The sequence below is a fragment of the Roseobacter sp. TSBP12 genome, from assembly GCF_009129705.1.
Lineage (GTDB): Bacteria > Pseudomonadota > Alphaproteobacteria > Rhodobacterales > Rhodobacteraceae > Celeribacter > Celeribacter baekdonensis_A.
Genome location: NZ_PYIB01000020.1, coordinates 25,427 through 39,152 on the forward strand (window position 1 = coordinate 25,427; position 13,726 = coordinate 39,152).

13 protein-coding genes are annotated in these 13,726 nt (G+C 56.8%); 4 read left to right on the forward strand and 9 right to left on the reverse strand.

The features are described 5' to 3' along the window. The first annotated feature begins 263 nt into the window (after positions 1-263). Complete coding sequence (locus C8029_RS05100; protein ID WP_009573174.1) at positions 264-1,043, forward strand: DeoR/GlpR family DNA-binding transcription regulator; 780 nt, start codon at positions 264-266, stop codon at positions 1,041-1,043. Between the two features lie 88 nt (positions 1,044-1,131). Here C8029_RS05100 and C8029_RS05105 read toward each other — a convergent pair whose 3' ends face one another. The 4 genes from C8029_RS05105 to C8029_RS05120 all read right to left on the reverse strand — a co-directional run bounded on the left by C8029_RS05105 (position 1,132) and on the right by C8029_RS05120 (position 5,441). Next, positions 1,132-2,424 carry an NAD(P)/FAD-dependent oxidoreductase gene (locus tag C8029_RS05105; protein WP_152002412.1) on the reverse strand — a complete coding sequence of 431 codons (1,293 nt, stop codon included), beginning with the start codon at positions 2,422-2,424 and terminating at the stop codon, positions 1,132-1,134. A 33-nt stretch (positions 2,425-2,457) separates the two neighbouring features. Further along, positions 2,458-2,880 (reverse strand): Rid family hydrolase, encoded by a 423-nt coding sequence (locus tag C8029_RS05110; RefSeq protein WP_152002413.1) that lies wholly within the window; start codon positions 2,878-2,880, stop codon positions 2,458-2,460. Positions 2,881-2,913: 33 nt separating this feature from the next. After that, positions 2,914-4,053 carry an ornithine cyclodeaminase family protein gene (locus tag C8029_RS05115; RefSeq protein WP_152002414.1) on the reverse strand — a complete coding sequence of 380 codons (1,140 nt, stop codon included), beginning with the start codon at positions 4,051-4,053 and terminating at the stop codon, positions 2,914-2,916. A gap of 359 nt (positions 4,054-4,412) precedes the next feature. Further along, positions 4,413-5,441 carry an AraC family transcriptional regulator gene (locus C8029_RS05120; protein WP_009573178.1) on the reverse strand — a complete coding sequence of 343 codons (1,029 nt, stop codon included), beginning with the start codon at positions 5,439-5,441 and terminating at the stop codon, positions 4,413-4,415. A 215-nt stretch (positions 5,442-5,656) separates the two neighbouring features. Here C8029_RS05120 and C8029_RS05125 point away from each other — a divergent pair, with 215 nt between their 5' ends. The 3 genes from C8029_RS05125 (at position 5,657) to C8029_RS05135 (ending at position 8,718) form a co-directional block, all read left to right on the forward strand. Beyond that, positions 5,657-6,592 (forward strand): tripartite tricarboxylate transporter substrate-binding protein, encoded by a 936-nt coding sequence (locus C8029_RS05125; RefSeq protein WP_009573179.1) that lies wholly within the window; start codon positions 5,657-5,659, stop codon positions 6,590-6,592. Between the two features lie 90 nt (positions 6,593-6,682). Continuing rightward, positions 6,683-7,222, forward strand: a complete 540-nt coding sequence (locus tag C8029_RS05130; protein ID WP_009573180.1) for a tripartite tricarboxylate transporter TctB family protein — start codon at positions 6,683-6,685, stop codon at positions 7,220-7,222. A gap of 11 nt (positions 7,223-7,233) precedes the next feature. After that, positions 7,234-8,718 carry a tripartite tricarboxylate transporter permease gene (locus tag C8029_RS05135; protein WP_152002415.1) on the forward strand — a complete coding sequence of 495 codons (1,485 nt, stop codon included), beginning with the start codon at positions 7,234-7,236 and terminating at the stop codon, positions 8,716-8,718. Between the two features lie 67 nt (positions 8,719-8,785). Here C8029_RS05135 and C8029_RS05140 read toward each other — a convergent pair whose 3' ends face one another. From C8029_RS05140 to C8029_RS05160, 5 genes are all read right to left on the reverse strand, one after another. Next, a complete protein-coding gene (locus C8029_RS05140; RefSeq protein ID WP_152002416.1) occupies positions 8,786-9,625 on the reverse strand; it encodes an intradiol ring-cleavage dioxygenase in 840 nt (279 codons plus the stop codon). A gap of 24 nt (positions 9,626-9,649) precedes the next feature. Beyond that, positions 9,650-10,708: a maleylacetate reductase gene (locus C8029_RS05145; RefSeq protein ID WP_152002417.1), complete on the reverse strand. Its 1,059-nt coding sequence runs from the start codon at positions 10,706-10,708 to the stop codon at positions 9,650-9,652. A gap of 87 nt (positions 10,709-10,795) precedes the next feature. Then, positions 10,796-12,085, reverse strand: coding sequence for a TRAP transporter large permease (locus C8029_RS05150; protein ID WP_152002454.1), 1,290 nt, complete (start codon positions 12,083-12,085; stop codon positions 10,796-10,798). Between the two features lie 14 nt (positions 12,086-12,099). After that, on the reverse strand, positions 12,100-12,621 hold the full coding sequence (locus tag C8029_RS05155; RefSeq protein WP_226946233.1) for a TRAP transporter small permease: 522 nt from the start codon (positions 12,619-12,621) through the stop codon (positions 12,100-12,102). Continuing rightward, positions 12,618-13,640 carry a TRAP transporter substrate-binding protein gene (locus C8029_RS05160; RefSeq protein WP_009573186.1) on the reverse strand — a complete coding sequence of 341 codons (1,023 nt, stop codon included), beginning with the start codon at positions 13,638-13,640 and terminating at the stop codon, positions 12,618-12,620. The genes C8029_RS05155 and C8029_RS05160 overlap by 4 nt, the downstream gene beginning before the upstream one ends. Positions 13,641-13,726: the final 86 nt, after the last annotated feature.

Consider the following 13,726-nt stretch of genomic DNA (forward strand, 5'->3'; position numbering starts at 1 on the left):
GCACTGTGACAAAGTCGCGCTAAAAAGAAAATGTTTATTTTCGATTTTTTTCGGTTTTTGTAAAAATTGCGAAAACGCCCTGAATTTACAGAGAAAAAGAATTGAGAATTGCGCATTTTATCGTAGAAATAAACGATAGATGCTAAAACCACGCAGAAACGAACATGGCCGAGCCTGAGCTCAATGGCCATTCAGCCCTTTGATTCCGCCGCACAGGACAATTGCAAAGCAGGATCGCCTCACACCAAACCGAAAGCCTCTTTATGTCGCAAAACATCCGCTTCCCTGAGATCCTTGATATTGCCCGACGGGACGGGAAAGTGACGGTCGAACATCTTGCGGAGCATCTTGGCGTCACATTACAAACGATCCGCCGCGATCTGAGCGAGTTGGCCAATGCCGGGAGGTTGGAGCGTGTTCACGGCGGCGCGGTGTTGCCGTCCGGCACGGTCAACATCGCTTATCAAGAGCGGCGGCGGCTGAATGCGGGAGGAAAGATCGCCATGGCACAGGCCTGTGCCGCAATGATCCCCGAAAACTGTGCGATTTTCCTCAACATAGGAACAAGTACGGAGGCGGTCGCGGCTGAGTTGCTGCATCATCGCAATCTCATGGTTGTCACCAATAACATGAACGTGGCCAATATTTTGACTCGAAACCCTGATTGCGAGGTGCTTGTGACCGGCGGATCACTGCGCCAATCTGACGGCGGGCTGATCGGGGACATCACAACCGCCGCGATCCGGCAATTCAAATTCGACATCGGCGTCATCGGATGTTCCGCCATTGATCAAGACGGCGACATTTTGGACTTTGATCTGCGCGAAGTCGGCGTCAGTCAAACGATCCTGCATCAGTCTCGCCGCACCATGTTGGTTGCGGATCACACCAAGCTCAAACGTACCGCCCCTGCCCGGATCGCATCCCTCTCGGAGATCGACGACTTCTTTACCGACGCGCCGGTGCCTCGCCCTTTGGAAGACCTGTGTGCAATGTGGGCGACCCAAATACATGTGAGCCGGCTTGAACGAGAGACGGAATAGCCCCCTGCCCCACCGTCGACATATTTGGCCGTACATCGTTTCGAAAATGCACCCAGTCCAAAATCGCCGCCCCGGTAGGATTTGAGTCTCAAAACCGATCAAACCGATAGGGGCTTGGGTCAATAATCGGTGGGACGCCCATCACCAAATCGGCGGCAAGTTGCCCTGCCGCAGGCGAAGTGCCAAACCCGTGGCCTGAAAAACCCGTGGCAAGCGTGAGCCCTCCAACCCCGTCGATCCCACCAATGACGGGTAGCGAATCCGGCGTGATATCCATCGTGCCGCCCCATTCTTCAGCGGATTTGATCTCCGCAAAAGCTGGCCAGTAGGTTTTGATATTGGCCATCGCTTCGGCATTGATGCCGGTATTCACCCGCGGGTCCATGGTACGCAGTTTCTCGAATGGCGAGATGCGATCAGGCGACCAGCGTCGCGCGAGTTTGAAATCTTCGATAAACTCCCGCCCCAAAGAAATACGCAACATGTTGCGGCCATGTTTGAACATCGGCAGGTATTTCATCCCCAAAAGCGCATGATCAAGAACCAAGGGCGATCCCACCGCACCGCGTTGACAAACCGTAAAGCCCCCATCCATCCGCTTGCGAAACGACATATCCGGCGTCCCCACGGCGATACGTGTCGGCCCCTCCATCGGCGCGGTGCGAATGGCGTAACACACCAAAGGCAAAGTCGGGAAAGAGACCCCCATATTGCCCAAGAATTTGCGCGACCAAAGCCCAGCCGCGAGGATGACATGATCACAGGAGACTTCGCCTTTTTCCGTCACCACACCGCTGACTTTCCCGGCAGACCGCACCAGTGTGCGCACCGCGCAGTTGTCGACGATCACAGCCCCTTTGGCGACGGCGGCATTGGCAATGGCGATAGGGGCAATCGTCGGTTCGGCGTAGCCATCCGAGGGGGTGTAAATCCCCCCGGCCCAAGACGTCCCTCCCCCCGGAACCAGCTCCGCAATCTCTTTGTCCGTCACCATCCGACTGTCGAGGTTATACTCCGCCACCGAGGCAAGCCATGCGCGATGCATCTCCATTTCTGCCTCAGTTTTGGCGGCGAATAAAATGCCCTCTTGCCGATACCCGACATCCACGCCCGTACGCTGCGCCATCGTCGCCCAAAGCGCATCCGAGGCCAAAGACATCGGCACATCTTTCGGCGCACGCGATGTTTTCCGAATCCAGCCCAAATTGCGCGAGGATTGTTCGCCCGCGACCCGGCCCTTTTCCAAAACGGTGACGGAGACCCCGCGCTCCGCGAGGGTCAAAGCCGCCGTCACCCCGACAATTCCACCGCCGATGATGACAACAGAGGTGGATTTAGGTGCCTCAGTGGCGGTTTGGACGGGGGCGGTTTTGGGGGCCATGGGGCAGTCCTTGAAAGAGGGGATGTGGAGCGATCAAAGCGACGTGTCGATGTATTCGATCTCGGCTTTGGACGCGCCGCGGTAGGCGCTGACCTCGATCTCAACTTTGTAGACAGAGGAGCCAAGCGGCGGACAGGTCACCGTGGTGGTTGGATCAACGCCACGAAATTTTTCGCCGAAAATCTCCATCACAGCCGGGGTGTCGCTGGGCGTTTGGATGAACACGCGGGTCGAGATCACATCCTCAAGTCCCGATCCCACGGCTTTGAGCGCATTTTCGATATTCTCAAACACCTGAAGCGTCTGTTCGCGCAGGTCTTCGGGAATCTCTTTGGTCTGCGGGTTGCGCCCGGCGGTGTTCGACACCGAAATCCAGTTGTCGACCATCACAATGCGGGAATAGCTGCTGAGCTGTTCCAGCTTGGCACCGGTTTTAACTTTGACAATTTTTGTCATGTTTTTTCTTTCTGTTTCAAATGGATACTCAAATCAACGCAGAACAGGCACGTCCCACAGGTTGAGCTTGGTGCCGATGCCTTTGGCGATCGCAGTGCGGTAAACGGTTGTACCCCAAGCCACATCTTCGACCGGCATCCCGCCAACGGAGAGCATGATGATCTCCTCATCATTTTGCCGACCCGGAGTGGCCCCCGCACAAATATCACCGAGGTCTTCGAGATCATCATGGGTCATTTTACCCTCATGGATCATGTCCATGAACCGCACACCAATGACCGGAACGTGGACGTGGGCGGGTTTCGGCAGCTCTTCGAACCACGCCTCATAGAGGCCGATGTTATCCATCACCTTGCGCACGTCTTTTTGCTCCATGCCCTCGTCAATTTCGCAGGACGCGGGCATCGACAGAAACGCACCGGGTTTGAGCCAGTCGCGTTTCACAATCGGGTATTTCGACACGTCACCGGTCTCGCCAGAGGCGCAATAGGTCACAATGTCAGAACCGCGCACGAGGGTTTCGATGTCGGTGACGATCTCGATGTTGGTGATCTGCGGATAGGTCTCTTTGGTCCAGGAGATGAAACTGTCGAGGCTCTTTTGGCCCCGGCCCTGAATTTTCAAAGTGTCAATGCCCGGACACGCCACCATGAAAGCCGCAAGGGAGGTTTTGCCCATCACGCCGGGACCATAGACCGCCACCACTTTCGAGTCTTTGCGTGCCAGATGACGGGCGCCGACCCCCGGCACCGCGCCCGTGCGGTAAGCCGACAACAGGTTTGCCGACATGATCGCCAGCGGCGCACCCGTATCGGTATCGTTGAGCGTGAACATCAGAATGGACCGCGGCAGGCCCTTGTCCCGGTTGGCAATGTTGGAGCCATACCATTTCACACCGGTGGTGCCATACGCGCCACCAAGATAGGCCGGCATCGCCATGAAACGGCGATCCGCCGTGGGTTTTGGCATGTTGGGAAAGGGCGAATTTTCGGGAAAAACCACCATCGCACCGTGGCTGTCATTGTTCGCGCCCGCCATGCGATAATCGCCTTTGTGCAGCAGGACGAACATGTCCTCCATGGCATCCACGCAACCGGCCATATCGGTCACGCCTGCTTTGATCATGTCTTGTTCATTGAGGTAGATGAAATCGATTTTGGGCAAGTCTGTCATAGGGCTCTCTTTTGGTCGCTGTGTCATGGGCCGCCATGGTTCCGAATGAACACGGGCGACGATCTGATGACCAGAAACGAGATTGCAGACAGGTTTGCCCATTGCGCGGCGCGTCATTTTTCCGATAGTTTACGCCATCCGAGCCTTATCCACACGCTGCAGCGGCATTTTCAATTTAGGCGCAGCCATCGCGGAACCCCTTTATCTTCAAGGATTCCAATCTCTGTGCGGGTTTTTCTAAGGTCTGCGCGAAATTTAAGCGCTTTGATGTTGTGGCGCATTTTCCATGGCCACCCATAGCGAATCCCCGCGCGGCACACATGATCAGATTGCCCGCATGTCGCGCAAAACACCCTCGGTCATAGCGACGACCCCGATGCCTTCACTTGGCGCGGCGAATGTTCGGACCATCGTTTATGGGCGCGCCAAAAGGCTGTGCCGTCGGCGTATCCCAATGCCGTCGCAATGCGGCCAACACTTTGCGTGCCTTCCTGCAAGAGCATTTCGGCTCGCGTTCGCCGGATTTCATCAAGTAAAATCCGAACGCTTGTGCCTTCTTCCGCCAGCTTGCGCTGAAGGTTGCGTGAGGACAGGCCTAGGGTTTCTGCCACCCGCTCAACCGACACGGGCCGCAACCCGAGAGACGAAGAGACGATGGAGCGCGTCGCTTCCGTAAGCGTGGAGCGTCGCGGTGTTTTCTCAATCAAATCCGCGATGTGACGTTCCAACATAGACACCAACGCAGTGTCCTCCGCACGGTAAATCTCCAACATCGGGCCACGATCCATCACCAGCCGGTTTGTCGCCTGACCGTAAAGCACCGGGCACCCAAAATATCGACGTAAAAACTGTGCGCTTTCTGGCTCCACATGTTCGAAATGAACCTGTTGTGGCGCCCAGCGACTGATAAAATTGTCGCGGATCACCTGCGTGGTTGCGACAAGGGTGAATTCCGCATCTTGCCTGCGGGGCCAGATGTGGCCATCGACCAAACGATAGGACCAAAACACATCATCGCCATTTTCGATGAGCGCAACTTCGGTGCCTGTTTGAAGCGACCGCGTAGACCGCACAATCCGATCAATTCCGACATAAATTGACCGCGAAAGGGACAAAAGGATGCCCATTGGACCAAGATCCCCGGCACGAATGTCGCTTCCGATCCGGGCCCCGATATGCTCGTCCCCGGATAGAGCGGCGGCACTTTCCATAAATCCCGCGTATTCCATCACTGAAAGTCGGGCATAGGGATCCTTCAATATATCAAGGCTCATTCCATGTTTCGATAAAAGCGGCTGAGTCGAAACGCCTCGCGCAATCAAACGATCAAGAACGGATCCAAGCACCGTACTGCGAATTGCTGCATGGCCGTGCGTCGCATCTGCCATCTGTTTAAATTTCCATCTGTTTGGAAAAGGAACTTGCGCAAATTATCGCTTTTTTGGCGCGTTTTGCAATGGCGGAAAACTGGGTGGATGACATGTTTAGGGGGCAAAGTGAAACTGACCTCTGATGCTCTCACAGACTCATTGGATGGCGGTACATCGCATATAAAAACAAATACCGGCTTACAAAGTCGCTGATACGCTCGACAGGAGAAACTATGACCACGCTTTTGAAAATCGGCTCCGCCGCCGTGCTTGCCGCTATGCCTTTGGCAGCTTCGGCCGAATATCCCGAAAAACCCGTTGAGTTTGTCGTTCCCTTTCCGCCCGGCGATTTGGAGGACATCCTGACCCGCATGATCGCGGACGAATTTCAGGCCACCTACGGCGTGCCCGCAGCCGTGGTGAACAAACCCGGCGGCGGCGGTGGCCCCTTCCCCGGTGCGGTTGACGTGGCGCTGGCTCCGGCGGATGGTTACACCGTCGGCTCCTTCGTGATCGACGTGCCCATGGTCGGTCCATACATTGGCATCGGTCCGCTTGACCCCAACCCGTTTGAGCCTGTTGGCATTTTCTTGAGCTATCCGTTTGTCGTCGCAGCAGCGGGTGACGCGCCCTACACCACCATGGCAGAGCTTGCCGCCTACGCCAAAGATCACGACGTCGCTTTGGGCCATTTCGGCTCCGAAACAAGCCCCGCGCGTCACACGCTTGCTCTCGCCAAAGAGCTCGGCTTTTCCTACGCTTCTGATGCGGCCTTCGATGCGCTCGATTGCAACACACTCGCCTCAGGGGACGCCGATGTCATCAACACCACACTGCAATTGATCCGTCCCTGTCTGGATGATCTCAACATTCTGATGTCGGTGACCAACAATCGCATTCCGCTTTTGCCGGATGTCCCAACAGCCGGAGAGATCGCAGCGGATCTGCCGTTCTCCACATGGAATGGCCTGTTCGTGCACAAGGACACACCGCAAGTGGCCCGCGACAAAATCGCGGCCATCGCTGAGAAAGTGATCCACTCTGATGCCGCACAACAAATTGCCGCAGACACAGGCGCCGAAATCTATTGGCTCGACATTGATGCGTCCGAAGCACAGATGCTCAAAGATACCGCAACGCTTCAACGGATCAGCGACTACATTGACTGATCACACGCCTGCGATGACATCACTGCTCTCATATACTGACGACGGGGCTGCTCGGGCCCCGTCTCTTCTTCTTGCCTCAGGAACCACGCCATGGAGCGCCTAAAATCCTTTGTTGAGCTGTTTCAGCGTCAACGTCGCCCCGGCGATTTCGTGTTTGCCACGGCTTTCATGGTCTTCGCCCTCGTAAGCCTGATGCTTTTGCCGCAAGAAACCCGCTGGGTCGAAAAAACCCCGCTGTTTGCCCAGCCCGCATTCTGGCCTGCTGTGGGAGTTTTTATGATGGTCGGGTTCGGCGCAATACATTTGATCGGCTCAATCGCCTCTGAACGCAGTCCGGGGCGTGGCAAAGAGGTGCTCTATTGGGCGCGGTCGCTGGAATTCGTGGCGTGGTTTTTGGCCTATGTGCTCGCCGTGCCCGTGATCGGGTACCTGCCCGCCTCCATTCTCTTCTCCGTGCTGCTGGTCTGGCGTCTTGGCTATCGCAGCGCACAAAGCTTCGCCCTTGCCGCCGTCTTCGGCTTCGCAGTCGTCGCCGTGTTTAAGGCCGGCCTCAATGTCAAAGTGCCCTCAGGCGCGCTGTATGCCTATCTTCCCGACAGCATCCGCACCTTCATGATGGTCAATTTCTAAAGGTTTCCGAAATGGATGCGCTTCTTTCCGGTCTTTCCCTCCTGATGAGTTTCGACGTCTTGGTGGCCCTCATGATTGGTTCCATTGGCGGCGTGGTCATCGGGGCCATTCCGGGCGTTGGTCCCGCTGTGGCGATCGCAATCCTACTCCCCGCCACCTTTGCCTTGCCGCCGCTGGTTGGGTTGGTGATGCTGTTGGGGATTTACGGGTCTTCGATGTTTGGGGGATCGCTGCCCGCCGTTTTGATCAACACGCCGGGTACGGCGGTGAACGCGCTGACCACCTATGACGGTTACCCGATGACCCAACGCGGCGAGGCGACCAAAGCGCTCGGCCTTGCCTATGGCGCGTCATTTTTCAGCGGCATCCTATCGATCCTCGCCTTGATCCTGTTGTCGCCGCTCCTGGCCAAAATCGCCCCGATGTTTGGCGCGCGCGAAATCTTCCTTGCGGCCCTGCTCGGCATCGTTTTGGTCATCGTCGCTCACCGCGGCCAGATCGCGGCGGCGGGCATGATGGCAGGTCTGGGGATTTTGTTGCAATCCGTAGGCATGGAGCCGGTGAAATACACCATGCGCTTCACCTTTGGCCAAGACTGGCTGACCTCTGGTCTCGACCTGATTGTGGTGGTTTTGGGTCTGTTCGCGATCTCTCAGGCCTTCTCCTTGCTGGTCGATCCAGAAAGCGCCCCAGACGCCGCCCCGGTCAAAGGCGGCATGGGCCGCGAGATGCTCGGCGTGCTCAAATACAAACGCGTTGCCGCCACCGGATCATTCTTTGGTGTGGTCATGGGGATGATCCCCGGCGTCGGCGAATTCACCGCGCAATTCATGAGCTACACTCTGGCACGCAAACGGTCCAAGACGCCTGAAAGATTCGGGAAAGGCTCTGAAGAAGGCCTCGTCGCCTCCGAATCCGCCAACAACGCCGTGCCCGCCGCCGCGATGATCCCGCTTTTGGCGCTTGGCATCCCCGGCGAGGCGTTGACCGCGATGATGTTGTCGGTGTTCTACGTCCACAACGTGGTGCCCGGCCCGGCGCTGTTCCGCGATCATATCGACTTTATCTACGCGCTCTACATCGCGCTTTTGGCGCTCAACGTGATCGTCATTCTGTTTATGCTGGTCTCCTCCAACTGGCTGATCCGGTTGATCCGCATCCCCACGCGGTTCTTGGGGATGATGATCCTGATGCTGAGTTTTGTCGGCGTCTATTCGCTGCGCAACTCCGCCGTGGATTGCGCCATTGCCGCCGCCTTCGGGGTGCTTGGGCTGATCCTCAAACGGCTCCACCTTCCGGTGGTTCCGATCATCCTTGGCATGGTTTTGGGCAATATCATGGAGGTCAAACTCCGCGCCGCCATGGCCCGCGTCACCAGCCCGCTGGACTTTGTAGACCGACCGATTGCGGCGTTCCTTGCCATCGTTATCGTGGTGATCATCGCCTCCTCAATCCGCGCGGCCATCCAAAATCATCGCTTGAAAATAGCGCATTAAAGACTGAGCTGAAATGCAAAAGGGGCGCCTTACGGCGCCCCTTTGTCGTGGAAACTGTCGCTCTGGATCAGACCAAAACAAAATCAAACCGCGCCGTCCACTCTCCGGTCCGTTCGCCTTCATCCTCTTGGACGAAATCAACGATCAGATCGCCTTTCACGCCAAAAACCGTATCGCCCTCAAGATAGGGGTCGCCCGCCACAAATGTATGGGTGATCAACGGCTTATAGCCCTCCGCCACCACGCGAAAATGGGTGTGCGCCGGGCGGAACGGATGCCGCCCGATATGGCCCAGCATTTGCCCAACCGGGCCGTCATCAGGGATCGGATAGGACACCGGCTTGATCCCGTAGAACCAGTAGCGCCCATCGGGCCCGGTTTTAAACACCCCGCGATTGTTCCATTTGGGCTGAATATCGGGCTGTTGCACATCGTAAAAGCCCTCCGCATTGTCGGACCACACGTCAATCACAGCCCCCTCAATCGGAGTGCCGTCGATGTCCAGAATCCGACCTTCAAACAGGCATCGTTCCCCTTTTCCGTCCAGTGAAATGTCAAAGCCCATAGGACGCTCTGGCGCGCCTTCAACGTGAAACGGACCAAACACGGTGGAGGGCGTCGCACCCTTTGGTTTGCGGTTCTGGATCGCGTCAACCAACATCGACACGCCCAAAACATCCGACAGCAGGATGAATTCCTGGCGTTCACCGGAACAAATTTGGCCCGTGCTGGTGAGGAATTCGATCGCCTTGCCCCATTCCTCTTCGGTCAGCTCCACGTCTTTGACAAACGCGTGCAGATGCGCAACCAGCGCGCGCATCACCGTGGCCAACCGCTCCGGCACATCCGTGCCCATACGGCCGTTCACCACCTCTACGGATTTACTCTCTTCAAAATAGCCACGCATATCAGCGTCTCCTCCCAAACTTGGTTATGACTGTGGGGCCTCACCATGCCAGGCGCGCGTCAACATCGCACTCAAAGCCGCCTCTTCGAGCGGACGAGGATTGGCATAGGGGCTTTTCAGCGCCATCTGCGCCGCTTTGCCGATCCCACTTTCGGGCATACCCAGATCGGACAGCGCACGCGGCGCCCCCAAACGACCAGACAGATCAAAAATTGCCTGTGCCGGATCGGCCCCAAGCACAGATGTCAAACGCACCATCACCGGGGCAATCGCCGGGGCGTTATAGGCAAGCGAATGGGGCAACATGACCGTATGCGTTTCGGCATGGGGCAAATCAAAACTGCCACCCAGCGTGTGGCAAATCTTGTGGTGCAGAGACATCGCCGCGCTATCAAGACAAAGACCGCAGAGCCACGAACCGTAGAACAATTGAGCGCGGATATCGGCGTCTCGCGGCGCATCCGCGAGCTTTGGCAGCGCCTCGGCCAAAACGCCGATGGCCTCCAGCGCCATGAGGTCGCTGACCGGATTGGCATCCGGGGCATAGAGCGCCTCAACCGCGTGGGCCATGGCGTTTATCCCCGAAAGCCCCGAAAGCCCGACCGGCAGCCCCAGCGTCAAATCGACGTCATAAATCACCGTATCGGGACGGATTTTCGCGTCGCGACGGGTCACTTTCTGACCACCATCGGTTTCGCCCAAAATGTCGGTCATCTCAGAACCGGAATAGGTCGTCGGCAGGCTGATGTGTGCACAGCCTTGGCGCACGGCAAGCGCCTTGCCCAGACCGATGGTCGAGCCGCCGCCAATGGAGACCACCCCATCCGCGCTGCGCTTTTCATAGCTGCGCAGCGCCTCTTTGGTGACCTCTATCGGCGTGTGCATGGCGGCACCGGAAAACTGCGACCAGTTCCGCCCCATGAGCCCATCAGTCAGGTCCTCAACGGCGTTTTCTTGATGTGGTGTGGTCAAAATCAGCGGGTGTGTGATGCCCAACCGATCAAGCTCATCCCCAAGAGATCGGCGCGCGCCTGACGCAAACAGGACACGGCGCGGGTGAGACAGATAGGTAAACTCTTTCATGGATTTTCAAGCTCTTAAGGCGGCAAGGGCAAAGAAAAATGCGACGGATCTCTTGCCGGACGACCCGCCGCAGTTGGTGCGACCGCGCTACATCATGTTGGGAACGAACAAGACGAGCGCCGGAAACGCGAGAATTAAGATCACGCGCAACACATCCACCAAAAGAAAGGGCCCAAGACCGCGGAAGATCGTGCTGAGCTGCACGTCTTTGACCACGGATTTGAGCACGAAAGCGTTTAGACCAACGGGCGGTGTGATATAGCTCACCTCGGTGACGATCACGACATAGATGCCAAACCAAATTAGATCGAACCCTTGCGCCGCGACGATAGGATAAAAGATCGGCACGGTGAGTGTGATCATCGACAGACCCTCAAGGACACAGCCAAGGATCAGGTAAATCACCGTGATGATCCCGATCACCGCCAAAGGATGATCGCCCACGGAGGTGACCAAGACTTGAATGTCGCGGCTCATCCCAGACAGGTTGACGTAGTTGGCAAAGGTCAGTGCACCGAACAGGATAAAAAACATCATCGCTGTGGTTTTGGCCGTTTCATAGAGGGTGACAAGCGTTTTGGTCACGGTCAGACGCCCTTGCAACAGCACCAAAAGGAACGCGCCCCCGGCCCCCATACCGGCACTTTCCGTCGGGGTGAACACACCAAAATAAATGCCGCCCATGACAAAGGCAAAAAGCCCAAGCGCCCCAGCGACCCCTTTGAGCGCGATGATGCGATCCTTGAGCGGAAGCTTGGCCTCAGTCGGCAACTCAAACTTGCCAAAATGCACCGAAATCCGAACCGCAAGCGCATATAGGATCACCCCCAAAATGCCCGGAAGGATGCCCGCGAGGAACAGCTTGCCGATGTCTTGTTGGGTCATGATGCCGTAAAACACCAAGATCACGGAGGGCGGAATCAGAATACCCAAAGTCCCGCCTGCCGCGATGGAGGCGGTCGAAAGACTGTCCGGGTAGCCAAATTTGCGCATGTTCGGCAGGGCGATTTTCGCCATGGTCGATGCGGTCGCCAAGGACGATCCGCAGACCGAAGAAAACCCGCCACAGGCCACAACAGTCGCCACGGCCAGCCCACCTTTACGATGCCGAAGCCACGCATAAGCGGCAGAATAGAGATCGCGCGCGATGCCCGATTGCACCACGAAATTCCCCATCATCAAAAACAGCGGCAGGATCGACAGCGAATAACTGCGGCTGTGTTCGAAATAGGTTTGCCCCAACAGCGAAAAGGACGGGGACCACCCGATGATGGCCGCCGTGCCCGCCGTGCCGATCAGGGCCAAGGCAAAGGAAATCGGAACGCCAAGAAACAACAGGATAAAGAGGACAAGCGTCCCGAATTCCCAATGGGCCATAAGTTGAGCCATCATCAGGCCTCCTTTTTCGGGCGATAAAAGACTTCGGCTAGGGTGAGTGCCGCCGCGACCCAAGTGAGCGAAGAGGCAAGATACCCGATGGGGGCCACGGGCAGTTCCAATGTCGCAGTGGTGCCGCCATAGCTGGCGACCTGAGCCGCAGTGATCCAAAGACGCCAGGCAATGACGCCAAGCACACCCGCCGACATCAGCAAAACCACAGGTTCACGCAGCCGATTGATCCAATCCGGCAGGCGGTCAATAAAGAGATCGACCGTCACATGTTCCCGGTCAAGGCTCGCCGCCGGGAGACCCAAAAAAATGATCGCGGCCAAGAGCATTTCGGTCAGTTCCGTCGACCCCGGCACCGGCGCATTCACCAAATAGCGCCCCAACACGTCGAAGACGGTCAAGCCCATCATCAGGATCAACAGCACGGCGCAAAGCCAAGCAATCACATGGTGAAAAGGTCGGGCCACCGCGCGCGGCAGCCCATCCTCGTGATGCCCGGCAATGAGTTCGGACAGGTTCATCATTTTTCAGACTCGATTTTAGCGATCTCGGACAGCATCATGTCATAGGCCGCTTGACCATCGACACCGGCTTCTGTGATCTGCGCGATCCGCTCTTCCACAATCGGCGCAAGACGGGTCTTGAGCGCGGCTACCTCCTCGTCAGAGGCAGCTTTGATGGTGATTTTTCCCTCCATCTCAGCCCGACCCTTGGCGTCGGCAGCATTCCACATTTCGCCCGCACGACGCGCGAAAGCTTCGCCCAAAAGAGGTTCGATGAGGGCCTGGTCCTCAGCCGAAATGCTGTTCCATTTGGCTTCATTCATGACCACGAACATGGCGGAATTATAAAGCCCGCCTTTCACGGTGTAGCCATAGTCCAAGATGTCTTCGAGGCTAAAAAAGGTTACTGTTTCAAAGGGAAAGAAAATCCCGTCCGCGACACCTTGGCTCAAAAGCTCATAGGCTTTGGACGACGGGCCTTCGACCGGAACCGCCCCCAAATTGGTCGCAATGTCATGCGCCATAGTGGACCCGATACGGATTTTTTGACCCGACACATCTTCTGCGGTCTCAATGGGTTTGCGCGAGAAAATCTCGCCAGGGCCATGGGTGAACACGGTCAAAACCTTAACGCCGTCGTATTCGCCCGCGTCTTTCAGCATCGCGTCTTGAACCCGCCAAAAGGCAACAGACGTGGCCACGGCATCATCGGAAAGGAACGGCATCTCCCCCAAAACGGAGGTCTTAAACCGACCCGGCGTGTAGCCATGCACCGAATACGTGATGTCGGCGATGCCGTTTTTGGCCAAATCAAACGCCGCGGGGGGCGGGCCAAGCGGAGCGGGCAAGATGTTGATTTTAACGCGACCTTCGGTGACTTTTTCAATGTCCGACGCCCATGGCACGAACAACTCCGCCACTTGCGGATGGGTCGGGGGCAGCCAGCTGTTCATGGTGAGAACCGTGTCGGCAAACGCCGCGCCAGAGAAGAGTGCGATGGTTGTCGCCGTGGCGGCGATCTTTTTAAGTTTCATGTTCATTTTCACATTCCCTATTGATGCATTTTGATGGTATGACGCCCTTCGCGGGGAGTTCTTTAGTTATTGGAAAAATCACCGCATCATAC

Bases quoted from the DNA above. Each gene is read 5' to 3' on its own strand.
- C8029_RS05100 (WP_009573174.1), top strand. From the start codon at position 264: ATGTCGCAAAACATCCGCTTCCCTGAGATCCTTGATATTGCCCGACGG.
- C8029_RS05105 (WP_152002412.1), bottom strand. From the start codon at position 2,424: ATGGCCCCCAAAACCGCCCCCGTCCAAACCGCCACTGAGGCACCTAAA.
- C8029_RS05110 (WP_152002413.1), bottom strand. From the start codon at position 2,880: ATGACAAAAATTGTCAAAGTTAAAACCGGTGCCAAGCTGGAACAGCTC.
- C8029_RS05115 (WP_152002414.1), bottom strand. From the start codon at position 4,053: ATGACAGACTTGCCCAAAATCGATTTCATCTACCTCAATGAACAAGAC.
- C8029_RS05120 (WP_009573178.1), bottom strand. From the start codon at position 5,441: ATGGCAGATGCGACGCACGGCCATGCAGCAATTCGCAGTACGGTGCTT.
- C8029_RS05125 (WP_009573179.1), top strand. From the start codon at position 5,657: ATGACCACGCTTTTGAAAATCGGCTCCGCCGCCGTGCTTGCCGCTATG.
- C8029_RS05130 (WP_009573180.1), top strand. From the start codon at position 6,683: ATGGAGCGCCTAAAATCCTTTGTTGAGCTGTTTCAGCGTCAACGTCGC.
- C8029_RS05135 (WP_152002415.1), top strand. From the start codon at position 7,234: ATGGATGCGCTTCTTTCCGGTCTTTCCCTCCTGATGAGTTTCGACGTC.
- C8029_RS05140 (WP_152002416.1), bottom strand. From the start codon at position 9,625: ATGCGTGGCTATTTTGAAGAGAGTAAATCCGTAGAGGTGGTGAACGGC.
- C8029_RS05145 (WP_152002417.1), bottom strand. From the start codon at position 10,708: ATGAAAGAGTTTACCTATCTGTCTCACCCGCGCCGTGTCCTGTTTGCG.
- C8029_RS05150 (WP_152002454.1), bottom strand. From the start codon at position 12,085: ATGGCCCATTGGGAATTCGGGACGCTTGTCCTCTTTATCCTGTTGTTT.
- C8029_RS05155 (WP_226946233.1), bottom strand. From the start codon at position 12,621: ATGATGAACCTGTCCGAACTCATTGCCGGGCATCACGAGGATGGGCTG.
- C8029_RS05160 (WP_009573186.1), bottom strand. From the start codon at position 13,640: ATGAACATGAAACTTAAAAAGATCGCCGCCACGGCGACAACCATCGCA.